This is a genomic window from Natronohydrobacter thiooxidans (assembly GCF_001884735.1).
GTDB lineage: Bacteria > Pseudomonadota > Alphaproteobacteria > Rhodobacterales > Rhodobacteraceae > Roseinatronobacter > Roseinatronobacter thiooxidans_A.
The window spans coordinates 111741-134054 of sequence record NZ_MJAP01000010.1; the positions used below are offsets into that span (position 1 = coordinate 111741).

General features: G+C 64.0%; 22 protein-coding genes. 18 read left to right on the top strand and 4 right to left on the bottom strand.

All coding sequences use genetic code 11. The features are described from left to right. The first annotated feature begins 203 nt into the window (after positions 1 to 203). From BG457_RS07315 to hypE, 15 genes are all read left to right on the top strand, one after another. Positions 204 to 1328: a hydrogenase small subunit gene (locus BG457_RS07315; RefSeq protein WP_071796366.1), complete on the top strand. Its 1125-nt coding sequence runs from the start codon at positions 204 to 206 to the stop codon at positions 1326 to 1328. Positions 1329 to 1331: 3 nt separating this feature from the next. Further along, entirely contained in the window at positions 1332 to 3122 is a 1791-nt protein-coding gene (locus tag BG457_RS07320; RefSeq protein ID WP_071796367.1) for a nickel-dependent hydrogenase large subunit, read from the top strand. Between the two features lie 13 nt (positions 3123 to 3135). Further along, positions 3136 to 3879 carry a Ni/Fe-hydrogenase, b-type cytochrome subunit gene (cybH, locus tag BG457_RS07325; RefSeq protein WP_084657526.1) on the top strand — a complete coding sequence of 248 codons (744 nt, stop codon included), beginning with the start codon at positions 3136 to 3138 and terminating at the stop codon, positions 3877 to 3879. Positions 3880 to 4163: 284 nt separating this feature from the next. Further along, positions 4164 to 4787 carry a HyaD/HybD family hydrogenase maturation endopeptidase gene (locus BG457_RS07330; RefSeq protein ID WP_245770949.1) on the top strand — a complete coding sequence of 208 codons (624 nt, stop codon included), beginning with the start codon at positions 4164 to 4166 and terminating at the stop codon, positions 4785 to 4787. Positions 4788 to 4792: 5 nt separating this feature from the next. After that, complete coding sequence (locus BG457_RS07335) at positions 4793 to 5113, top strand: HypC/HybG/HupF family hydrogenase formation chaperone (RefSeq protein WP_071796368.1); 321 nt, start codon at positions 4793 to 4795, stop codon at positions 5111 to 5113. A 9-nt stretch (positions 5114 to 5122) separates the two neighbouring features. Next, entirely contained in the window at positions 5123 to 5503 is a 381-nt protein-coding gene (locus BG457_RS07340; RefSeq protein WP_071796369.1) for a thioredoxin domain-containing protein, read from the top strand. 3 nt (positions 5504 to 5506) lie between these two features. Next, entirely contained in the window at positions 5507 to 6334 is an 828-nt protein-coding gene (locus tag BG457_RS07345) for a hydrogenase expression/formation protein (protein ID WP_071796370.1), read from the top strand. Beyond that, positions 6331 to 7086, top strand: coding sequence for a [NiFe]-hydrogenase assembly chaperone HybE (hybE, locus tag BG457_RS07350; protein ID WP_071796371.1), 756 nt, complete (start codon positions 6331 to 6333; stop codon positions 7084 to 7086). The genes BG457_RS07345 and hybE overlap by 4 nt, the downstream gene beginning before the upstream one ends. 4 nt (positions 7087 to 7090) lie before the next feature. Then, positions 7091 to 7972 carry a hypothetical protein gene (locus BG457_RS07355; protein WP_084657527.1) on the top strand — a complete coding sequence of 294 codons (882 nt, stop codon included), beginning with the start codon at positions 7091 to 7093 and terminating at the stop codon, positions 7970 to 7972. Beyond that, complete coding sequence (gene hypA / locus BG457_RS07360; protein WP_071796372.1) at positions 7965 to 8306, top strand: hydrogenase maturation nickel metallochaperone HypA; 342 nt, start codon at positions 7965 to 7967, stop codon at positions 8304 to 8306. The genes BG457_RS07355 and hypA overlap by 8 nt, the downstream gene beginning before the upstream one ends. Then, the gene (hypB, locus tag BG457_RS07365) at positions 8306 to 9208 is read left to right on the top strand and encodes a hydrogenase nickel incorporation protein HypB (RefSeq protein ID WP_071796373.1); all 903 of its coding nucleotides are present in this window, start codon (positions 8306 to 8308) and stop codon (positions 9206 to 9208) included. The genes hypA and hypB overlap by 1 nt, the downstream gene beginning before the upstream one ends. Next, positions 9205 to 10689 carry a sigma-54-dependent transcriptional regulator gene (locus tag BG457_RS07370; RefSeq protein ID WP_071796374.1) on the top strand — a complete coding sequence of 495 codons (1485 nt, stop codon included), beginning with the start codon at positions 9205 to 9207 and terminating at the stop codon, positions 10687 to 10689. Before hypB ends, BG457_RS07370 begins: the two co-directional genes overlap by 4 nt. A gap of 3 nt (positions 10690 to 10692) precedes the next feature. Further along, entirely contained in the window at positions 10693 to 10983 is a 291-nt protein-coding gene (gene hypC, locus BG457_RS07375) for a HypC/HybG/HupF family hydrogenase formation chaperone (RefSeq protein WP_071796375.1), read from the top strand. Continuing rightward, entirely contained in the window at positions 10980 to 12122 is a 1143-nt protein-coding gene (gene hypD / locus BG457_RS07380; RefSeq protein WP_071796376.1) for a hydrogenase formation protein HypD, read from the top strand. The genes hypC and hypD overlap by 4 nt, the downstream gene beginning before the upstream one ends. Before the next feature lie 48 nt (positions 12123 to 12170). Continuing rightward, positions 12171 to 13193, top strand: a complete 1023-nt coding sequence (gene hypE / locus BG457_RS07385; RefSeq protein ID WP_071796377.1) for a hydrogenase expression/formation protein HypE — start codon at positions 12171 to 12173, stop codon at positions 13191 to 13193. A 327-nt stretch (positions 13194 to 13520) separates the two neighbouring features. Here the strand turns inward: hypE and BG457_RS07390 are convergent, their stop codons facing one another. The 3 genes from BG457_RS07390 to dnaG all read right to left on the bottom strand — a co-directional run bounded on the left by BG457_RS07390 (position 13521) and on the right by dnaG (position 18775). Further along, positions 13521 to 14552 carry an ATP-binding protein gene (locus tag BG457_RS07390; RefSeq protein WP_071796378.1) on the bottom strand — a complete coding sequence of 344 codons (1032 nt, stop codon included), beginning with the start codon at positions 14550 to 14552 and terminating at the stop codon, positions 13521 to 13523. Positions 14553 to 14708: 156 nt separating this feature from the next. Then, positions 14709 to 16706 carry an RNA polymerase sigma factor RpoD gene (gene rpoD, locus BG457_RS07395; RefSeq protein ID WP_071796379.1) on the bottom strand — a complete coding sequence of 666 codons (1998 nt, stop codon included), beginning with the start codon at positions 16704 to 16706 and terminating at the stop codon, positions 14709 to 14711. Between the two features lie 161 nt (positions 16707 to 16867). Further along, positions 16868 to 18775 (bottom strand): DNA primase, encoded by a 1908-nt coding sequence (gene dnaG, locus BG457_RS07400; RefSeq protein WP_071796380.1) that lies wholly within the window; start codon positions 18773 to 18775, stop codon positions 16868 to 16870. A 150-nt stretch (positions 18776 to 18925) separates the two neighbouring features. Here dnaG and msrB point away from each other — a divergent pair, with 150 nt between their 5' ends. The 3 genes from msrB to BG457_RS07415 all read left to right on the top strand — a co-directional run bounded on the left by msrB (position 18926) and on the right by BG457_RS07415 (position 20564). Then, complete coding sequence (gene msrB / locus BG457_RS07405; RefSeq protein WP_071796413.1) at positions 18926 to 19444, top strand: peptide-methionine (R)-S-oxide reductase MsrB; 519 nt, start codon at positions 18926 to 18928, stop codon at positions 19442 to 19444. Further along, the gene (locus BG457_RS07410; protein WP_071796381.1) at positions 19441 to 19866 is read left to right on the top strand and encodes a tellurite resistance TerB family protein; all 426 of its coding nucleotides are present in this window, start codon (positions 19441 to 19443) and stop codon (positions 19864 to 19866) included. Before msrB ends, BG457_RS07410 begins: the two co-directional genes overlap by 4 nt. A gap of 152 nt (positions 19867 to 20018) precedes the next feature. Further along, entirely contained in the window at positions 20019 to 20564 is a 546-nt protein-coding gene (locus BG457_RS07415; RefSeq protein ID WP_071796414.1) for a dihydrofolate reductase family protein, read from the top strand. A gap of 163 nt (positions 20565 to 20727) precedes the next feature. On the opposite strand, the gene BG457_RS07420 is transcribed toward BG457_RS07415, so the two are convergent. Continuing rightward, the gene (locus BG457_RS07420) at positions 20728 to 22158 is read right to left on the bottom strand and encodes a Glu/Leu/Phe/Val family dehydrogenase (protein ID WP_071796415.1); all 1431 of its coding nucleotides are present in this window, start codon (positions 22156 to 22158) and stop codon (positions 20728 to 20730) included. Positions 22159 to 22314 lie beyond the last annotated feature (156 nt).

A 22314-nucleotide genomic window follows, 5' to 3' on the forward strand; every position in this document is an offset into this window, starting at 1 on the left:
CTGTGGAAAGCCTGTTTCCGCTGCAAAATCATACTGGAAACCCCCTCACCGGGGCCGGGCCGGAGCTCTGCGTGCAAAGCTGCATCTTTTCAGCGCCTTATGCGACTGCACAGCAAACGGGCGTTTTTCCTGCCATGCCGCCCAAGGCTGAGGCATTTTTTTCAGGAATTTCGCAGTGCAGACCGGAGGAGGCCCGAAGACCCATGCCCGACACGCCAAATGACCGAATCGAAACCTTTTACGAGGTGATGCGCGCGCAGGGCATCTCGCGGCGCAGTTTCATGAAATACTGCACCCTGACCGCGACCGCGCTGGGGCTTGGTCCCGCTTTTGTGCCGAAAATCGCCCATGCGATGGAAACCAAGCCCCGCACCCCGGTCATCTGGCTGCACGGGCTGGAATGCACCTGCTGCTCCGAAAGCTTCATCCGCTCGGGCCACCCATTGGCCAAGGATGTGATCCTGTCCATGATCAGTCTCGACTATGATGAACTCCTGATGGCCCCGTCCGGGCTGGCCGCGCAGGCGGTGCTGGAAGAGACCATCGCCAAATACAAGGGCAACTACATTCTGGCGGTCGAGGGCAACCCGCCGCTGAATGAAGACGGGATGTTCTGCATCTCGGGCGGCAAGCCCTTCGTGGACAAGCTGAAACGCGTGGCCAAGGATGCGAAGGCGATCATCGCCTGGGGGGCCTGCGCGTCCTATGGCTGTGTGCAGGCCGCAAGCCCCAACCCGACGCAGGCCACGCCCATCCACAAGGTCATTACCGACAAGCCCATCATCAAGGTGCCGGGTTGCCCGCCGATTGCCGAGGTGATGACCGGCGTGATCACCTATATGGTAACCTTCGACCGCATGCCCGCGCTGGACCGGCAGGGCCGCCCGCTGATGTTCTATTCGCAGCGCATCCATGACAAATGCTACCGCCGCCCGCATTTCGACGCAGGCCAGTTCGTCGAGAACTGGGATGATGAGGGCGCGCGCAAGGGCTATTGCCTGTATAAAGTCGGCTGCAAGGGGCCGACCACCTATAACGCCTGCTCGACCGTGCGCTGGAACGAAGGTGTCAGCTTCCCCATCCAGTCCGGCCATGGCTGTATCGGCTGTTCCGAGGACGGGTTCTGGGATCAGGGCAGTTTCTACGACCGTGTGACCGATATCACCAAATTCGGGGTCGAGGCCAATGCCGACCGGGTGGGGCTTGCGGCGGCGGGCGTGGTCGGGGGCGCGGTGGCGGCCCATGCGGCCCTCTCGGCGCTCCGGCGCGCGCAGCAAAAGGCCGTGGGCCAGTCCAATGCGGCCAAAGCCGCCAAAGAGGAGGCATAATCCATGCTGGAAACACCGAATGGCTACATGATGGACAAATCCGGCCGCCGCATCGTCATCGACCCGGTGACGCGGATCGAGGGCCATATGCGCTGCGAGATCAATGTCGATGAGGATGGTGTGATCCGCAACGCAGTCAGCACGGGGACCATGTGGCGCGGGCTTGAGGTGATCCTCAAGGGGCGTGACCCGCGCGATGCATGGGCCTTTACCGAGCGTATCTGCGGGGTCTGCACCGGGACGCATGCGCTGACATCAGTCCGCGCGGTCGAGGATGCGCTGGGCATCGCGATCCCCGAGAATGCCAATTCGATCCGCAACATCATGCAGCTGAACCTGCAGATCCATGATCATATCGTGCATTTCTATCACCTGCACGCGCTGGATTGGGTCAATCCTGTCAATGCCTTGCGTGCCGATCCTAAAGCAACCTCTGAGCTGCAGCAGATGGTCAGCCCGGCGCATCCGCTCTCCTCTCCGGGCTATTTCCGCGACGTGCAGAACCGGCTGAAGAAATTCGTCGAATCCGGCCAGTTGGGGATTTTCAAGAACGGCTATTGGGACAACCCGGCCTATAGATTGCCGCCCGAAGCCGATCTGATGGCGACGACGCATTATCTTGAGGCGCTGGATCTGCAGCGTGAAGTGGCCAAGATCCACACCATCTTTGGCGGCAAGAACCCGCATCCGAACTGGCTGGTGGGCGGTGTGCCGTGCCCGATCAATATGGATGGCGTGGGCGCGACCGGCGCGATCAATATGGAGCGGCTGAATCTGGCCAGTTCCATCATCGACAAATGCATCGAGTTCAACAACAACGTCTATATCCCTGATGTCATCGCCATCGGCAATTTCTACCGCACATGGCTGCATGGTGGGGGGCTTTCGTCGCAAGCCTGTCTGGCCTATGGCGATATCCCGGAGAATGCCAATGATTTCAGCGCCGGTCAGTTGCACCTGCCGCGCGGGGCGATCATCAATGGCGACCTGTCGCAAGTGCATGATGTCGATCCGCGCGACCCCGAACAGGTGCAGGAATTCGTTGATCATAGCTGGTACACCTATGGCCAGCCGGGCCGGGGCCTGCACCCATGGGACGGGATATCCGAGGCGCAATATGTGCTTGGCCCCAATGCCAAGGGCACGCGCACCGATATCAAGGAACTGGACGAGGCCGCGAAATACAGCTGGATCAAGGCCCCGCGCTGGCGTGGTCACGCGATGGAGGTGGGACCGCTGGCCCGCTATGTCGTGGGTTATGCAAAAGGCCACGAGGATATCAAGGATCAGGTGGACGGGCTCTTGCGCACCATGAACCTGCCGCTGGAGGCGGTATTCTCGACGCTGGGCCGCACCGCGGCGCGGGCGCTGGAATCGGAATATTGCGGGCGCTTGCAGAAATATTTCTTCGACAAGCTGGTCGCCAATATCCGCAATGGCGACACGCATACGGCCAATGTGGAAAAATGGGATCCCAAGACCTGGCCCAAGGAAGCCAAGGGCGTCGGCATGACCGAAGCCCCGCGCGGCGCTTTGGGGCATTGGATCCGGATCAAGGACGGGCGCATCGAGAATTATCAATGCGTGGTGCCGACAACATGGAACGGCTCGCCCCGCGATCTGCAAGGCAATATCGGCGCGTTTGAAGCAAGCCTGATGAACACGCCGATGGAACGGCCCGACGAGCCGGTCGAGGTGCTGCGCACGCTGCACAGTTTCGATCCCTGCCTTGCCTGTTCCACGCATGTCATGTCGCCCGATGGCGACGAGTTGACCACTGTGCGCGTGCGCTGAAAGGGGGTGCGAGATGAATGTTCATTCCGATCCCGAACCCGGCGGGGATCTGGCGACCCCCTTCCACAAGGCGGGCACGCATAAGCAGACCTCGGTCTATGTCTATGAGGCGCCGGTGCGCATCTGGCATTGGATCAACGCTTTCGCAATCCTTGTCCTATGCGTCACCGGCTATTTCATCGGCAGGCCGCTACCCAGTTTCACGGGCGCCGAGGCCACCTATCAGTTCTTCTTCGGCTATCTGCGCTTCGTGCATTTCGCCGCCGGGATGGTGCTGACCGTGGGCTTCTTCGGCAGGCTATATTGGGCCTTTGTCGGCAACCATCATGCGCGGCAATTGTTCACCTTCCCCTTTTGGTCACGTCCTTTCTGGACCGAGGTCTGGTTTGAAATCCGCTGGTATCTGTTCATGGCGAAAGAGCCCAGGAAATATGAGGGCCATAACCCGCTGGCGCAGCTTGCGATGTTCTTCTTCATCACAGTGGCGACGGTCTTCATGATCATCACCGGTTTCGCGCTCTATGCCGAAGGGCAGGGGCAGGGCCATTGGATGTATCGGGCCTTTGGCTGGGTCATCCCGCTGGCCGGAAACAGCCTTGATGTGCATATGCTGCACCGGATGGGTATGTGGGCGATCGTGGTCTTTGTGATCGTGCATATCTATGTCGCGGTGCGCGAGGATATCATGTCGCGCCAGTCGATCATCTCGACCATGGTCTCGGGGCACCGCACCTTCAAGGATGATCGCCCGGACTGACGCGCCGGTGAATCACTGCGCCTGAGAACGGCCCTGCGGGGCCGTTTTTCATGGCGGATGCTGCAAGGCTTGTGATCGGTTTTTGCAATACTGGAAACCAGATGACCACCGCGCCGCGATGCGGTATGCCGCAGAATGCCCGTTTTATACATATCTTTCAGATGATTACGTTTTTCGTCCGGGAAGCGAAAAACCTGCATCCCCCTCGCATGGAAAGTTATACTCTGCCATCAGTCGCGGCTGCAAAGCTTGCGACCAGCCAGCCCGGCAAGAGGGAGGAACCCGTGGCCAGCGACAACACCCCCGCCCGCATTCTGGTGCTGGGCATCGGCAATCTGCTCTGGGCCGATGAAGGTTTCGGCGTGCGCTGCATCGAGTATCTGGCCGAGAACTGGGCCTTGCCCGAATGCGTGCATTTGATGGATGGCGGCACGCAGGGCCTCTATCTGCTGCCCTTTCTGGAACAGGCCGATGCGCTGATCGTCTTCGATGCGGTCGATTACGGGCTGGCCCCCGGCAGCATGAAGATCGTCGAGAATGACGAAGTGCCTGCATTCATGGGGGCGAAGAAGATGAGCCTGCACCAGACCGGGTTTCAGGACGTCATCGCCACCGCGCAACTGATGGGCTATTGCCCGGGCCAGATGCTGCTGATCGGCGTGCAGCCGGTCGAGCTGGAAGATTACGGCGGCGGATTGCGCCCGCTGACCGCCGCACAGATCGAACCGGCGGTGCAAATCGCGCTCCAACGGCTGCGCCATTGGGGCGTGGAGGTCCGACCGGGCCGCACCGCGACCGGTGATCTGGCCGACCCGTCCATCGCGCGCGACGCCTATGAGGCCGGGCGCCCCTCGGAAGATGCGGCCTGCCGGATCGGCGATGACCGTTTCTTTCCTGTGAAAGCCTGATCCGCATGTGTGTCGGAACCCCCATGCAGGTCATCGCGGTCAACGGGATCGCCGCCGATTGCTCGGATGGCGCGCGGCGCGAGACCGTGGATCTGTCGCTCGTGGGCGATGTCTCCCCCGGCACATGGCTGCTGACGCATCTGGGCTGCGCGCGCGAGGTCATCACCGAGGCGGAAGCGCGGCAGATCATGGCCGCGCTCGATGGTTTGCGCGCGCTGATGGCGGGCGATGCGCTGGGCGATGCCTTTGCCGATCTGGACGCCCGCGCGCCCAGCCTTCCCCCCCATCTTCAGGCCGCGCTTGATGCGGGCTGTTCCACTGGCTGAGGAGGCCCCATGTCCCACCCGCTTCTGACCCGCCTGACGACGGAATTCGGCTGGCCCTTGCTCGACAGCCCCGACGCGCTGGCCGCCCATCTGGCCCAACCCGGCCTGCATTGCCTGTTCATCCCCGGTGATCCGGCGCGCAATCTCGAAACAGCGGATGCCGCCGTGATCCTGCCGGAACTGCGGCAGGCGTTTCAGGGCCGCTTCGATTGCGCGCTGGTGGGAGATGCGATCGAGGCGGGGTTGCGCGAGGAAACCCGCGTGCTGAAAACCCCGTCCTTCCTGTTCTATGACGAGGATCAGTTCCTTGGCGGCATCGCCAAGATCCGCGACTGGGACGATTACCTGACCCGAATTCCCCAGATCCTGACCGCCAAAGCCGAGGTGTAGCCCATGCAAAGCCCCTTCACCCTGCCGCCCGCCGGTTTCGGCCCCGGCTCGCAATCGACTGACGAGGCACTGGAATATATCGCGCTGCCCTCGGGCATGCGTACCTATGTGCCCCATATGCCCGAGATCGAGGATCCCGACAGTCTGGCCCCGGCGCTGGCGGTGCTGGATCAGGTCGCGCAAGCCTGCGATCTGGTGGCGCGCGAGGGGGGGCGGGCGCAGATCGCGCTTGCGGGCCTTGCGGCCCCGGCGCGCAGGCTCTTGGCCGAAACGCTTGGTCATGGCGAGGTGTCTATGAGGCTGCGCGGGGTGCCTGCGGTGGCGGTGCAGGAAAGTGTCTTTGCGGGCGTCTGGGTGCTGCAAGGCGCGGACATTGATCTGATCGAGGTCGCGCCGGTGCCCGAACTGGCCGTCACCCGCGCCCATCAGCCCCACCGCGCCACGACCCCCGATGCGCCCCGCGCGCCCGGTGTGGTCAATGCGCCTGCGCTGCTGGCAGAACTTGGCGACAAGTCAGCGAGTTACCGGCCCGGCGCGGAAATCCATGTCGTGAACCTGACGCTCTTGCCGCATACGCCCGAGGATCTGGACCATATGGCGCGGGTGCTGGGCGAGGGTGCGGTCACGATCCTGTCGCGCGGCTATGGCAATTGCCGCATCACCGCGAGCGCCATGCCGCATGTCTGGCGGGTGCAGTTCTTCAATTCCTCGGACACGCTGATCCTCGATACATGGGAGGTCACGCAGATGCCCGAAGTCGCGATTGCCGGGCCAGAGGATATTGCCGACAGTGCAGACCGCATCCGCGAAGTCCGGAGGGCGATGGCATGACTACTCCGCGTTTCGAGGGCTCCTACCTTGGCGCAGGCGCGAAAATCTCTGCCGCCGCCGTGCTGGAATGCAAGATCTGCTGGCATGTCTATGACCCTGCGCTGGGCGATGAAACCCGCCAGATCAGCCCCGGCACGCCCTTCACCGCGCTGCCCCATGACTGGACCTGCCCCGGCTGCGGGGCTGCGGCCGAGCAATTCATGGTCCTGCGCGACGCAGGCGCGGCACCGGATGCGATGGAAGCCGCCGTCGCCCGGCTGGAAGCCGATTTCCGCGAGATCTATCACGGCAAGATGCGCGATGTGCCGCTCTGCAACCAATCGCTGCATGTGCAGGCCGTGGGCTTCCAGCCCTGGGGCGGGCATTTCTTAGGCGTGCTGATCGCGCCGTGGTTCATGAATCTGGTGCTGCTGGCGGGGCCGCAGGATAACTGGACAGCATTGCAGCCGGGCGCAAAGGAGTTGATCGGCTTTCCCTCTGGCCAGTATGAGTTCATCCATAACGCCCGCGAACAGGTGGGCGGCTACAAGGCCTGCTCGCTGTTTTCGCCGATGACTGAGTTCAACAGCCAGATGCAGGCCGTGGATGTGGCGCGCGCGGTCATGGTGGGGCTGTTCGACCCGAGCGCGCTGGAACGGCTGGAAGATGCCGCGCAACCCTTGCCGAAGTCTGACGTCCCGCAGATCGCGCCCCCGAAACTGGCGAAAGCGCGCCCGCTGGAGCGCCGCGCCTTCATCACCGGGCAGGTCTGACGCGATGGACGGGGCGCTGCAGATCACCTTTGACGGGCTGGGCTGGTCGTTTGACCTGCCCGACCCGCCTGCGCTGGGGGTGCTCTTGCATGGCAAACCCGCGGCGCAGGCCGCCGAGCTGTTGCCGCGCCTGTTCAACCTGTGCAGCGCCGCGCAGGGCATGGCCGCGCGCCTGTCGCTGGGCCTGCCCACTGCGCCCGATGCGCAAGAGAGCCTTGCGCGCGAGGTGCTGCGCGATCATCTGCTCGCGCTTTTCATCACTCTGCCGCGCGCTGCGGGTCTGCCCGCGCTGCCCTTGCCCCAGGGCTGGCAGAAAAGCCCCGATATCGCCTCTGCGCTCTGGGGTGGTGCGCGCCCGGTGCTGCTGGCGCAATGGCTGGCGTCAACGCAGGGGCTTGCGCCCTTGGTCGCGCGCATTTCGGCCCGCTTCGGGCAACAGGCGCAGGTTGATCCCTTGCCCTTTGTCACCGCCGAGAATGCCGACAGCATGGCCCCGCTCGAAAACAGCCCCGCCGCCCGACATGCCGGGAACGCCCTCCTGCGGCAGGCCGAGACACTGGCGGGGCGCGGGCCGCTCTGGCGTCTGCTGGGCCGCATCCTTGATGCCGAAGCCGCCGCCTGCAGCGCATTGCCCCCGCCCGCGATGCGCGCCGATGGCATGGCGCTGGTGCCCGCCGCGCGCGGCGTCTATGCGCTGCGGCTGGACATGGATCAGGGCCGGATCACGCGGATCTGCCGCATCACCCCCACGGATCACATGCTCGCCCCCGGTGGCAGCTTGCGCCGCACGCTCAGCGCGCTCGATCAGCCCGCGCTTGCGCCCTTGCTGGTCGCGCTGCATGATCCCTGCCTGCCGGTGAAACTGCCCGAGGTGGGCCATGCATGAAATGTCGCTCGCCGAAGGCATCCGCCAGATCATCGACGCGCAGGCCGCCGCGCATGGGTTCGAGCGCGTGACGACCCTGCGGCTGGAAATCGGGCGCTTCGCGGGGGTCGAGAAACCGGCGCTGGAATTTGCTCTGGACGTGGTGCTGCGCGGCTCCAGCGCCGAAGGGGCCGGGATCGAGATGATCGACCTGCCGGGCCGGGCGCTCTGCTACGATTGCGGCGAGACGGTCGAGATTGCCGACCGGCTGGACCCGTGCCCGCTTTGCGGCAGCGGCAAGATCATGCCGCAGGGCGGGGATGAGATGCGGATCAAGGATATGGAGGTGATCTGATGTGCACTGTTTGCGGATGCAGTTCCGGGCCGAAGATCGGTGGCAAGGCCCATGCCCATAGCCATGCACATGCGCATGACCATGGTGATCTGACCCATGCCCGCACGCATGAGCACAGCCACAGCCATGCCCATGACCACGCGCATGGCGATCATGACCACAACCATAGCCATGGCGCGGACCATGACCACCACCATTACGGGCAAGGCGCCGCCGGGGTCTCGGTGCCGGGCATGTCGCAGTCGCGCCTGATCCAGATCGAGACCGATATTCTGGCCAGGAACAACAGCTATGCCGCCTCGAACCGGCGCGTGCTGGCCGCGCTCCAAGCATTCGCCGTGAACCTCGTCTCCTCGCCCGGCTCCGGCAAGACGACGCTTCTGTGCAAGACCATCGAAGCGCTGGGCGATCAACCTTTGGCGGTGATCGAGGGCGACCAGCAGACCAGCCATGACGCCGAGCGCATCCGCGCGACCGGGGCGCGGGCGGTGCAGGTCAATACCGGCAAGGGCTGCCATCTCGACGGGCATATGGTGGGCCATGCGATGGATGATCTGCATCTTGCGCCACAAAGCCTGCTTTTCATCGAGAATGTCGGCAATCTGGTCTGCCCGGCGGCTTTTGATCTGGGCGAGGATGCCAAGGTCGCGATCCTGTCGGTCACTGAGGGCGAGGACAAGCCGCTGAAATACCCCGATATGTTCACCGTCGCGAAACTCGCGATCCTGAACAAGACCGACCTTGCGCCCCATTGCGATGCCGATCTGGACGCCTATGAGGCGAACCTCAGGCGCATCAATCCCGATATCACGGTGCTGCGCGTCTCGGCCCGCACCGGCGAGGGGTTGGCGGCCTGGCTGGAGTGGCTGCGTGCGGGGCTGCGCGTGAAAGCGCGGTCATGACCCGCTCGGCCCGCCCCGCGATCCTGCTTGTGGATGATGAGCCGCATTCGCTGGCCTCGATGCGCATGGCGCTGGAAGATGATTTCGACATCCTGACCGCGGACAGCGCCGATCAGGCGATGACGCTCCTGCGCGAGGAATGGGTACAGGTCATATTCTGTGACCAGCGCATGCCGGGGCGCACCGGCGTGCAATTTCTGACCGAGGTGCGCGAAAGCTGGCCCGAAATCGTGCGCATCATCGTGACCGGTTATACCGATCCCGGCGATATGGCCGAGGCGATCAACGCCGCGGGCATCTATCAGTTCCTGACCAAGCCCTGGCATCCGGACCAGCTATTGATGGCCGCGCGCAATGCCGCCGATCTGTTCGCAATGACGCGCGAACATGAACGCCTGTCGCTGGAAATGAAGCATCTGGGCACCACAGCCGAGACCAAACTGGAAAAGCGCCGCCGCGACCTGCGCGAACGGCAGGGGTTTGACGCGATCCTGCGCAGCCCGCAATCGCGCATGAATGCGGTGGTCGAGATGGCCCGGCAATATGCCAGTTTCGACATTTCGGTGCTGCTCTCGGGCGAGGCTGGCACGGGCAAACAGGAGCTTGCCCGCGCGATGCATCATGCGAGCTTGCGGGCGGAAAAGCCGTTTCTGGCGCTCAATTGCGCGGGACTGCCGGATGAGTTGCTGGAACTGGAACTGTTCGGCGCGCGGCGGGGCGCGGTGCCGGGGCTGGCCACGAACCGCATCGGGCTGTTGCAGAAGGCCGATCGCGGCACGCTTTATCTGGGGGGCGTGGAAAGCCTGAGCGCGAAAATGCAGATGGCGCTGATGCGGGTTCTGCGCGAGGGCGCATTTCTTCCCCTTGGCGGGCATGAAGCGATACGCAGCAATCTGCGCCTGATCTGCGGGCTGACCGGCGATCTGCGCGCGCTGATGGCCGAAGGGCGGCTGCGCACCGATCTGGGCTATGCGATTTCGGCGGGGGAAATCACCGTCCCGCCCTTGCGCGGGCGGCGTGGTGATGTCGCGATCCTTGCCACCGCCTGCCTGTTTGACGCCGCCAGCCTGCACGGCAAACAGGTTCGCGGCTTTGACGATGTGGCGCTGGGATTTCTGGAAAATTACGACTGGCCCGGCAATCTGCGCGAGCTGGAAAACGAGGTCACGCGCATGCTGATCTTCGCGCAGGATCCGCTTCTGGGGGCCGATCTGATCTCGCGCCATATCCTGCAGGCCGATCCCGGCGAGGATGGCGCCGACCGCGCGCTGGACCCGATCCTGACCCGCGAGGGCACGCTGAAGGACCGTGTGGAACTGGTGGAAATGCGCATCCTGCGCGAAACCCTGACCCGCCATCGCTGGAACAAAAGCCGCGCCGCCGCCGAACTGGGCCTCAGCCGCGTCGGCCTGCGCGCCAAGATCGAGCGTTACGGCATTGATGATCCCAGCGGCGCCAACGCAACCGAAGAGGAGGACTGACCCATGTGCCTTGGTATTCCCGGCCAGATCACGGCCATCACTGATGCGGCGCGCCTGATGGCCATGGCCGATGTCTCGGGCGTGCGGCGCGAGATCTCGCTTGCCCCTGTCGCCGACCGCCCGCTGGCGGAACTGGTCGGGCAATGGGCGCTGATCCATGTCGGTTTCGCCATGGCGATCATCGACGAGGAGGAAGCTGCGCGCACCTTGGAGGCGCTGCGCGATCTGGGCGAGGCGCAGGAAACGCTGGAGGCCATGGCCGAGGGCCAGAAGGCGCTGGAGGGAAGCCAATGAAACATGTCACCGAATTTCGCGATCCGGCCTTGGCGAAGGGTCTCTTGGCCGAGATTGCGCGGCTTTGCGAGCATATCGGGGCCACGCGCGAGAAGCCCGTCCATATCATGGAAATCTGCGGCGGCCATACCCATGCGATCTTCCGCTTCGGCCTCGACAAGCTGGTGCATGAGGGGATCGAATTCATCCACGGCCCCGGCTGCCCGGTCTGCGTGCTGCCCATGGCGCGGGTGGATGAATGTATCGAGATCGCCGAGCGACCCGGCGTGATCTTCACCACATTCGGCGATGCGATGCGCGTTCCCGGCACACGCGGATCGCTGATGCAGGCCAAGGCGCGCGGGGCCGATATTCGTATGGTCTATTCGCCGCTCGACGCTTTGGAAATCGCGCGGCGCAACCCGGAACATGAGGTCGTGTTCTTCGGGCTGGGGTTTGAAACCACCACCCCCTCGACCGCCTTCGCCATTCAGGCCGCTGCCCGGGAGGGGCTGGCGAATTTCAGTGTCTTCTGCAATCATATCACCGTGCCCGAGCCGATCCGCGCGCTGCTGGGGGATCCGCATATGAAACTCGACGGTTTCATCGGGCCGGGCCATGTCAGCATGGTGATCGGCACGCATCCCTATGATTTCATTGCGGCAGAGTTTGGAAAACCCATCGTGGTGGCCGGGTTTGAACCGATTGATCTCCTGCAATCCGTGGCGATGGTGCTGCGGCAGGTGTCTGATGGTCGGGCCGAGGTCGAAAACCAATATGCCCGCGTCGTGCCGGAATATGGCAATCCGGCCTCGCTGGCGGCCATCGCCGATGTCTACGCGCGCCGCCCGTCGTTTGAGTGGCGGGGACTGGGCGAGATCGATGCGAGCGGGCTGCGCATCCGGCCTGAATATGCCGGTTTTGACGCGGAAGAGAAATTCGGCGTGGGCTACGGGGCGGCGGGCCCGCGCAATGTGCCCGAACCCGAAGGCTGCGCCTGCGGGGCGGTGATGACGGGGCGGATGAAACCCACCTCCTGCCCGCAATACGGGCTGGGCTGCACGCCCGAGACGCCCCTGGGCGCGCTGATGGTCAGTTCTGAAGGGGCCTGTGCGGCCTATTGGCAATATGGCGGCGCGCGCGGGGGCGCGGCGGCGTGAGGGCCGACAGGTTGCATTGAGTATTTTTGGCAAGAAAATGAGGCAGGGATGGCATTGCGCGACAGCCATGTGACCATGGCCCATGGGGGCGGCGGGCGCGCCATGCGCGATCTGATCGAGGGGGTGTTCACATCCGTCTTTCAGCCCCCCGGCATGGAAGATCAGGCGCGGCTGATGGAGGCCGCGCTGCAGGAACCGGGCGCGCGGCTGGCCTTCACCACGGATGGCTATGTCGTGGCACCTCTGGAATTTCCGGGCGGCGATATCGGCAAGCTGGCGGTCTGCGGCACGATCAATGATCTGGCGGTGGGCGGCGCGCGGCCCCTGTGGCTCTCGGCTGCGTTCATCATCGAGGAAGGCTGCGACATCGCGCTTCTGCGCCGGATCGTCGCCAGCATGGCGCGCGAGGCCGAGGCTGCAGGCGTGCGCATCGTCACCGGCGATACCAAAGTGGTCGGGCGCGGCGCGGCGGATGGGGTGTTCATCACCACCTCGGGGATCGGGGTGATTCCGCCGGGGCGCGATCTGGGCGCGGCGCGGATCCGCGCGGGCGATGCGGTGATCGTGAATGGCAGCCTTGGCGATCATGGCGCGGTGATCCTGGCCGCGCGCGGAGAGTTTGCCCTTGAAACAAGGCTGGAAACCGATTGCGCGGCGTTGCATGGGGTGATGGCGGCGGCTCTCGCGGCCGCGCCCGGTCTGCGCGCGGCGCGTGACTGCACGCGGGGCGGGCTGGCATCCGCGCTGAACGAGATGGCGCTGGAGGCCGGTCTGGGGGTGATGCTGGAGGAAGACCGTATCCCCCTGCGCGCCGAAGTGCGGGGTCTCTGCGAGATCCTCGGGCTCGATCCGCTCTATCTGGCCAATGAGGGGCGGCTGGTGCTCTTCGTGCCCGAAGCGCAGGCGCAGGCCGTCCTTGCGGCGCTGCAGACGCTGCCCGAAGGGCAGGGGGCGGCCGTGATCGGTCATGCCGTCGCCGCCCATCCCGGTCAGGTGCGCATGCAAACCAGTTTCGGCGGAAGCCGCATCGTGGATATGCTGATCGGGGATCAACTGCCCCGCATCTGCTAGAGTATGTTGCGCAAAACTGGTCTCCGGTTTTGCGCATCAAAACATGCGACCACAATAAGTTATAGCGGGGTGCAGGAATGCCAATGAATGCAACCCGCTATAGCAGCTGCTGTGGGCAATGACCCCTGTGGTCAAGGATATCCGCGCCACAAGCCTTGAGGTCGCGCAGGCCCGCTGGCCGGGGGGCGACCACACCGCCCGCGTGCCCTTTGATCATCGGGTTTCATCCTGCCCCAAATACTCCGGGGCGGGCATCGCCGCAGGTGACGGGGGCAGTGCCCCCGCGCTCCTGCAAAATCTGTGCTGCGGCGCGGCTCCGGCCCCTCGTCAGGCGCAGGGCAGAACCGCGTCGAAACTCGCCCCTTCACCCGGCGACGAGCGGATGATCAGCCGCCCGCGATGGCGGCTCAGGATATGCTTGACGATGGCCAGCCCCAGCCCGGTGCCGCCACTGTCGCGCGAGCGGGCCTTGTCGATGCGGTAAAAACGCTCGGTCAGACGGGGAATGAAGATCGGGTCGATCCCCTCGCCATAATCCCGGATGCTGACCCGGATCGCGGGGCCGTCAAATCCGGGCAGGGCGGGCAGATGCCGCGCCGCGACATCCAGTCGTCCCCCGCCGGCACCATATTTCACGCCATTCTCGATCAGGTTCTGAAACACCTGCACAAGCTGGTCATAATCGCCGGGCACATCCGGCAGGCCCTCGGGCACATCATATTCCAGCCGGATCGCGGCCGCATCGATCTGCGGGCGCAGCGCGGCCAGCGTGGCCTTGAGCACCATCTCGATGGCGACGGGCGTGCGCGGACGGATCTTCTCCACCGCCTCGACCCGGCTGAGCGACAGCAGATCCGCGACCAGCCCGCTCATCCGCGCGGCCTGTCCGGCCATGATCTCCAGAAATTCCCGGCGCGTCTCGCCATCTTCGCCCGCGGGCCCCTGCAATGTCTCGACAAAACCCGACAGCACGGTCAGGGGCGAGCGCAATTCATGGCTGACATTGGCGACGAAATCGCGCCGCTGGGCCTCTGCTGCCTCAAGATCCGACACATCACTGAGCGACAGCACGAGAAGCCCTGCCTCGCTGCGCCGGGCAATGACTCTCCAGATCGTTTCACGACTGCCCGAATGCAGCACGAAACTCGAACTGTCCTCAGCCTTGCCCGCCAGCACACGCTCCAGCATGGCCGACACTTCGGGCTGGCGCAAATGTGCGCGGAGCTGCGCGCCGATGATGCGCTGTCCGAACAGATCCAGCGCCGCCGGGCTTGCGGCCTGCACGAAGCCATCGGGTTCCAGCACCAGAACCGGCTGCGGGAGCGCTTCAATCAGAGCAGAAATGGCCGTGTCCTGCATGGGTATCCGATCCGGTCCGATGTCTTTTTGTCTTCCCGCGCGGGTGGGGGCGCCGCACGAGCCTCGCGCCTGCCACAGGGCTAGCGCGGGGATGTGACAGTTTTATGACATGTCTGACCGATGAAATGAAACGCCCTCTTTCGAGGGCGCCTGATGTCACTGATCCAGAAAACTCCGCAGCTTGCGCGAGCGCGAGGGATGCTTGAGCTTCCTGAGCGCCTTGGCCTCGATCTGCCGGATCCGTTCGCGCGTCACGCTGAATTGCTGGCCGACCTCTTCCAGCGTGTGATCGGTGTTCATCCCGATCCCGAAGCGCATCCGCAAGACACGCTCTTCGCGCGGCGTCAGCGAGGACAGAACCCGCGTCGTGGTTTCGCGCAGATTGTCCTGAATGGCGCTGTCCAGCGGCAGGAGCGCGTTCTTGTCCTCGATGAAATCGCCAAGCTGGCTGTCTTCCTCGTCGCCGATGGGCGTTTCCAGCGAAATCGGCTCCTTGGCGATCTTCATCACCTTGCGCACTTTATCCAGCGGCATCTGCAGCTTTTCGGCCAGCTCTTCCGAGGTGGGCTCGCGCCCGATCTCATGCAGCATCTGCCGACCCGTGCGCACCAGCTTGTTGATCGTCTCGATCATATGCACCGGAATACGGATCGTGCGCGCCTGATCAGCAATCGAGCGGGTGATCGCCTGCCGGATCCACCATGTCGCATAGGTCGAGAACTTGTAGCCGCGCCGGTATTCGAACTTGTCCACGGCCTTCATCAGGCCGATATTGCCTTCCTGAATAAGGTCAAGGAATTGCAGCCCGCGATTCGTGTATTTCTTGGCAATCGAAATCACCAGCCGCAGGTTCGCCTCGACCATTTCCTTCTTGGCCTGACGGGCTTCCTTCTCGCCCTTCTGGACCTGACCGACGAAGCGGCGGAATTCCTCGATATCGACGCCGATATACTGGCCGACCTGCGCCATATCCGAGCGCAGATCCTCAACCTTGTCGCGCGAGCGCTCCATCAGCGCCTGCCAGCCGCGCCCCGGCTTCTCGGCCATGCGGTCGCACCAGGTCGGGTCCAGTTCAGCCCCGCGATATTCGTCGATGAATTCGCGCCGGTTGATGCGGGCCTGATCGGCCAGCTTCACCATAGCGCTGTCAATCGACATGATGCGCTTGTTGATCCCGTAAAGCTGATCAACCAGCGCTTCGATCCGGTTGTTATGCAGATGCAGCGAATTGACCAGTTCGACAATCTCGGCGCGCAGCTTCTGATATTGCGATTCCTGCGCGGCCGAGAAACGGCCCTCTTCCTGCATGGTCGCATGCATCCGCGCTTCCTGCATTTCCGACAGCAGGTCGAAATCATGCGCGATCCGGTCCAGCGTTTCCAGCACGCGCGGCTTCAGCGCGGTTTCCATTGCCGCAAGCGAGAGGTTTGACTGTTCGTCATCCTCATCTTCTTCCTCAGCCTTCATGATCGGGTTGCCATCGGCATCCAGTTCCGGCTCTGCGGAAGCGCTCTCGCGCTTGGCCGCGCCGCCGCTCTGTTCCGCCAGCCCCTCGCTCAGGGGCACGCCGTCATCTTCGTCCAGCGCATTGCCAAAGGTCGCTTCGAGATCGATCACATCGCGCAGCAGCACGTCTTCATTCAGAAGCTCGTCGCGCCAGATGGTGATGGCCTGAAAGGTGAGCGGGCTTTCGCAGAGCCCGGCGATCATCGTGTTGCGCCCGGCCTCGATGCGCTTGGCAATCGCAATCTCGCCCTCGCGTGACAGAAGCTCGACCGAGCCCATCTCGCGCAGATACATCCGCACCGGGTCATCCGTACGGTCAAGTTTCTCTTCGCCCGAGCCGGTGGAAATCGCCACCTCACGCGAGCCTGCGGTCTCGACCAGCTCGCCGCCCTTGGCCTCGGTCTCGTCACCCTCGTCATCATCCTCGATGATGTTGATGCCCATTTCCGAGAGCATCGACATCACATCCTCGATCTGCTCGGACGCGACCTGATCGGGCGGCAGCGCCTGATTGAGCTGCTCATAAGTGATGAATCCGCGCTCCTTGGCCTGGGCGATCATCTTCTTGATCGAGGCCTGAGAGACGGTTGCACCGCCATCCATGTCCTGATCGTCGTTTGGGGTGGTGTCAGTATCTTTCGCGGCCATGGGTGCTCCCGGTGCTGCATGGGCAGGGCTGGTGCGACTCAGCAGGCCGAATCACTCTGGGCTGCCGGATCAATGGCCCCTATCTAGGAAAGAAAAGCCGGGTTTTCCAGTTCCACAGCGCATTTTTCCCGTGTCTCTCGCGCGCTCCTGTTACGAATCAGTCACTTTTTGCGCTTCACCCAGACCTCTGATTCGATCAGACGCTGCAATGCCCCCGAGAGTGCGGCGCGATCCTCGCCCAGATCCGCCGAATCAGACAGGCGCGAGCGCTCCGCCCGGTTGCGCGACTCGCTGGCCTGCCGCAGCCGCCATGTCAGCCCCTCGTCACTGACATGGGCGACATCCTCTGCCGCTTCGCGCAATTCCTGCGCCACGCCCCGCCGTGCGAAGAGTTTCGCGAATTCCTCGGCCAGACAGGCGCGGGCGAAATCGGGGTCATCGGCCTGCCGCACCGGCGGCGCGATCCGCACATGCCCCAGATCCAGCAGCCGCGCCGCTTCCTGCCGCGCCGGTTCGGGCAGGGCATCGGGCTGCGCCCCGTTCATCAGCGCCAGACGCAGCGCCTCGGTGCCGGGCTCGCGCATCTCGGCGCGCTCCAGATCGGGCAGGAAAGCGGGCATGAGGCCCGGATGCGTCAAGAGGATCGCCAGAATGATCTCCTCGCGCATCCGTTCGGCCACATCCTCGCCCCCGCTTGCGGCCAGCAATGTGGCACGGGTGGCGGGCAGCGAGGTCGCCGGGGCATCGCGGCGCGGCCAGACCCCCTTGCCACCTGCGGCGCGTTTGGGCTGGAAGAAGGCCGCGCGCAGGCTGCGCAAGTCTTCCGCATAATGCCCGCGCAGCCCCGGATCCGCGATCTTCGCCAGTGCCGCGCGCAGCCGCTGGTCCAGAGCCGCGCGCCGCTCCGGGCTGTCAAAGATCTGACCTTCGGTCTCGCGCTGCCACAAAATCTGCACCAGCGGCAGTGCCCCCTCGATCAGCTTGCGCATCGCGCCCGCGCCCCCTGTGCGCAGCACATCATCGGGGTCCATCTTCTCGGGCAAAAGGCAGAAGCGCAGTGATTGTTCCGGCCCCAGATGCGGCAGCGCCAGATCCATCAGCCGGGTGCCCGCGCGCAAGCCCGCCGCATCGCCATCGAGCGCGATCACCGGCTCGGGCGAAAGCCGCCAGATCAGCCGCAACTGCTCTTCCGTGATCGCTGTGCCCAGGGGCGCCACCGCCGCCTCGAACCCCGCCATCACCAGCGCGATCACATCCATATAGCCCTCGGCCACGATCAGCGGCCCGGATTTGCCCGCCGCTCCGCGCGCAGGCCCGATATTGTAAAGCGACCGCCCCTTGTCGAACAAAGGCGTTTCAGGCGAATTCAGATATTTGGCGCGGTCATTCGGGTCCATCGCGCGGCCCCCGAACGCGATGCAGCGCCCGCGCCCGTCGCGGATCGGGAACATGATGCGCCCCCGGAACCGGTCAAAGGGCTGGCCGCCATCATCGGGCGCAATCGCGAGCCCCGCCTCGACGATCTTCGCCCCCGCCACCCCGGCCCCCGTCAGATGCTCCCAGAGCGCGCGGCGGGCAGCGGGCGCAAAGCCGATCTCGAAGCGTTCCAATGCATCGCCCTGCAGGCCGCGCCCGGTCAGATAGTCCCGCGCCGCATGGGCCGCGCCGCCACTGAGCTGCATCCGGTAGAAGCGGACCGCCGCCTCCATCACTGCGGCCAGTTCACTCAGGTGATCCGCCTTCTCGGCCGCGCGCGGATCGCGGGCGGGCATGGTCATGCCAGCCTCGCGCGCCAGCATCTCGACGGCTTCCATGAAACCGATATTCTCGGTCTCCTGCACGAATCTCAGCGCATCGCCCTTGGCATGACAGCCGAAGCAATAGTAAAATCCCTTGCGGTCATCTACATGAAAAGACGCGCTTTTTTCCTGATGGAGCGGGCAGGGGGCCCAGAAATCGCCCTTCGCCTGATTGGATTTGCGCATATCCCATACGACCTTGCGCCCGACCACGGAACTGATCGGGACACGGTTGCGCAATTCATCCAGAAAACCGGGGGGCAGACTCATGCCCGCCACAATGCCAGATTGCGCGCGCGGCGTGAAGCCGTGACCGCAGCCCCGGCGATAAATACGGTCGCGAAAAGGTGATGGCGCGGTTTTGAAACAAATCGCGCGAGATCACCCTATATCATTCCGTAAGCAACGGAGGTGGATGTGATGCAGAGACGTTCCTTTCTGGCCGCAGCAGGGCTGGCCATGTTCGGCACGCGCGCACTCGCGAGCGAGACGGGTTTTCCCTTTACCCTGACCGAGGCCGAATGGCGTGCCCGCCTGACGCCCGCGCAATTCGCCGTGCTGCGCGAACACGCGACCGAACGCGCGTTCTCCAACAGCCTCAAGGGGGAACGCTCGCCGCTGCTGGAAGAGGCGCGCGCAGGCACCTATAACTGTGCGGGCTGCGGGCAGGGCCTGTACCGGTCGGAAACCAAATATGACAGCCGCACTGGCTGGCCCAGCTTCTGGGAGGCGATTGAAGGGGCCGTGGGCACGCAATCCGACCGCCGCTTCTTCATGACCCGCACGGAAGTGCATTGCGCCAATTGCGGCGGTCATCAGGGCCATATCTTCGATGATGGCCCCGCGCCTACCGGCAAGCGCCATTGCATCAACGGGCTGGCGCTGACCTTCACCCCTGATGAGACCGGCGTGGTCGAGGGGCTTCCGGTCGGCGCATGATCTGGAAGCTGTTTCAAAGCCCCGCCCCGGTCGAGCCCCGCCCCGAGGGCGATCTCGCGCTGGCCATGCTCCTGGTACGCGCGGCCCGCATCGACGGCGATTATGACCCTGCAGAGGTGGATCTGATCCGCGCCACCCTGATCCGCCGTTTCGGGGCCACGCGCGGCGCTGCCCTCATGGCCGAGGCCGAGGCGAAAGAAGCGCAGGCAGGCGACACTGTGCATCTGACCCGCCCGATCAAGGAGCTCGTGCCGCTGGAAGAGCGCGGCGCGGTGTTGCAGGATCTGTGGCGGATCGTGCTGTCCGACAACCGCCGCGACCCCTATGAGGACGGGCTGATGCGGCTGGTCAGCAACCTTCTGGGCCTGTCGGATCGCGACTCGGCCTTGGCGCGGCAGGACGTGCAGCGCGAGGTGGGGTAGGGGGCAGGTCATGTTGGCGATGCGGGCTTGGGGGACACTCAAGATCGCGCGCGCAATCTATGCCTAAAGCCTCAGGTTGTTCGGGTTGGCGTCTTGACCTGGGTTCACCGGACCGCTACCTGATGCGCCTTTCGCAAAGCATGGAGGACGACATGACCGGGCAACTCCCTTCGGCGGAAGTATTCATCGCCACCAGCCTGGACGGTTTCATCGCGCGGGCCGATGGCGACATCGAGTGGCTTGTCGGTCGTCCGACGCCGGAAGGCGAAGATTTCGGCTATGCTGCTTTCATCGCGGGGATCGGGGCGATAGTGATGGGGCGGCAGAGCTTCGACAAGGTGTCTGGCTTTCCGGAATGGCCCTATCCGGTGCCGGTTGTCGTCATGAGCCGGTCGCCCGACGCGGTGAAGGTGCCGGAGGCGTTGCGGAACAAGGTCCGCGTCACCTCGGCCACGCCGCTGAACCTTCTGCGCGAACTGGACCAGCAGGGGGTTCGGCGAGTCTATGTTGACGGTGGCCAGGTCGTGCGCGCCTTCCTGGATAACGGACTGATCCGGCGGATCATTGTCACGTTGATCCCCGTCTTGTTGGGCCAAGGTCGCCCACTCTGGGGCCATGACGCGAGGGAAGTCGAACTGGATTTGGTCAAGGTACAGCATTTTTCGAACGGGTTCGTCGGGATCGAATACAGGGCCTGAGAAAAAGGCCGGAGGTCTCCCCGTTGCCCTGCCCGATGCGTAGGGCGGGCAATCTGCCTTCGTGTCGGTCACGCGGAAACCGAGCTCAACCCTCCACTATAGACTCAGACCGCCCCCAAAAACCAACAGGGCGCACCCAAAGGCGCACCCTGCCGCGCGTCGCTTACAACCCTTTCGCCCGGTAACTCGCCGCCACCCGTTCGATGGCCACGATAAAGGCCGCCGTGCGCAGATCCGTCACGTCATCGCGGGCATGCCAGACTTCCGAGATGTTCTGATAGGCATTGCGCATCGTGTCATCGAGGCCCGAGCGCACCAGCTGCAGCTCATCCGCCCCCTGCAGGTAGCGTTTCTTGAAATCGGGCGACAATTCCCAGCCCAGATCCTTGTCGGCCGAGAGCCGCTCCAGCTCGCTGACAAGGGCCAGCGCATGGGCTTCCTCATTGCGCCGCTGCATCCGGCCAAAGCGGATATGGCTCAGGTTCTTGACCCATTCGAAATAAGAGACTGTCACACCGCCCGCATTGGCATAGAGATCGGGGATGACGACAATACCCTTCTCGCGCAGGATCTCGTCAGCGCCCGCCGTGATCGGGCCATTCGCGGCCTCGATGATCAGGGGCGCGCGAATCTCGGCCGCATTGCCCATATGGATCACCCCTTCCAGCGCCGCCGGGATCAGGATGTCGCATTCGGCTTCCAGCACGGATGCGCCCTCGGCCACATACTCACCGCCCGGAAACCCTTTCACGCCGCCATTCTGCCCGATCCAGTCGCGCAGCGCGTCGGGGTCCATCCCGTCGGTATTCACCACCGCACCATCGCGCTCGATCACCCCGATGATGCGCGCATCATCCTCGTCGCGCAGGAATTTGGCCGCGTGATAGCCCACATTCCCCAGCCCCTGCACAATGATCCGCTTGCCTGCGAGGCTGCCTTTCAGCCCGGTCTTGGCCACATCCTGAGGGTGGCGGAAGAACTCGCGCAGCGCATATTGCACCCCGCGCCCGGTGGCCTCGACCCGGCCCTTGATCCCGCCCGCATTCAGCGGCTTGCCGGTCACGCAGGCGCGCGCGTTGATATCGGTCGTGTTCATCCGCGCGTACTGATCCGCGATCCAGGCCATCTCGCGCTCGCCCGTGCCCATATCCGGGGCGGGGACGTTCTGCGCCGGGTTGATCAGGTCGCGCTTGGCCAGCTCATAGGCGAACCGGCGGGTGATCTGTTCCAGCTCATGCTCTTCATATTTGCGCGGGTCGATGCACAAGCCTCCCTTGGAGCCGCCAAAGGGGGTTTCCACCAGCGCGCATTTATAGGTCATGAGCGCGGCGAGCGCCTCGACCTCGTTCTGATCAACCTCGGGGGCATAGCGGATGCCACCCTTCACCGGTTCCATATGTTCCGAATGGACCGCCCGGTAGCCCACGAAGGTTTCGATCTTGCCGCGCAGGCGCACGCCGAAACGCACCGTATAGGTCGAGTTGCAGATCTGAATCTTCTCGGCCAGCCCCGGCGGCAGATCCAGATGCGCCACCGCGCGCCGGAACATCAGATCCACATTCTCGCGAAATCCCGGTTCCTTGATGTCAAGCATGATCCTTGTCCCCTCCCTGTTTTCGCGGCGCTTTTGCACCTTATGCCTGTATTTCAGACTAGCAGGTAAATTATGTGCGGAAATCCCCCTTTTTTCGCGAAGCAGCGACATTGCTCTGCTCTGCCGGACCGATCCCTGCGCCCTGGCGGCAATCCC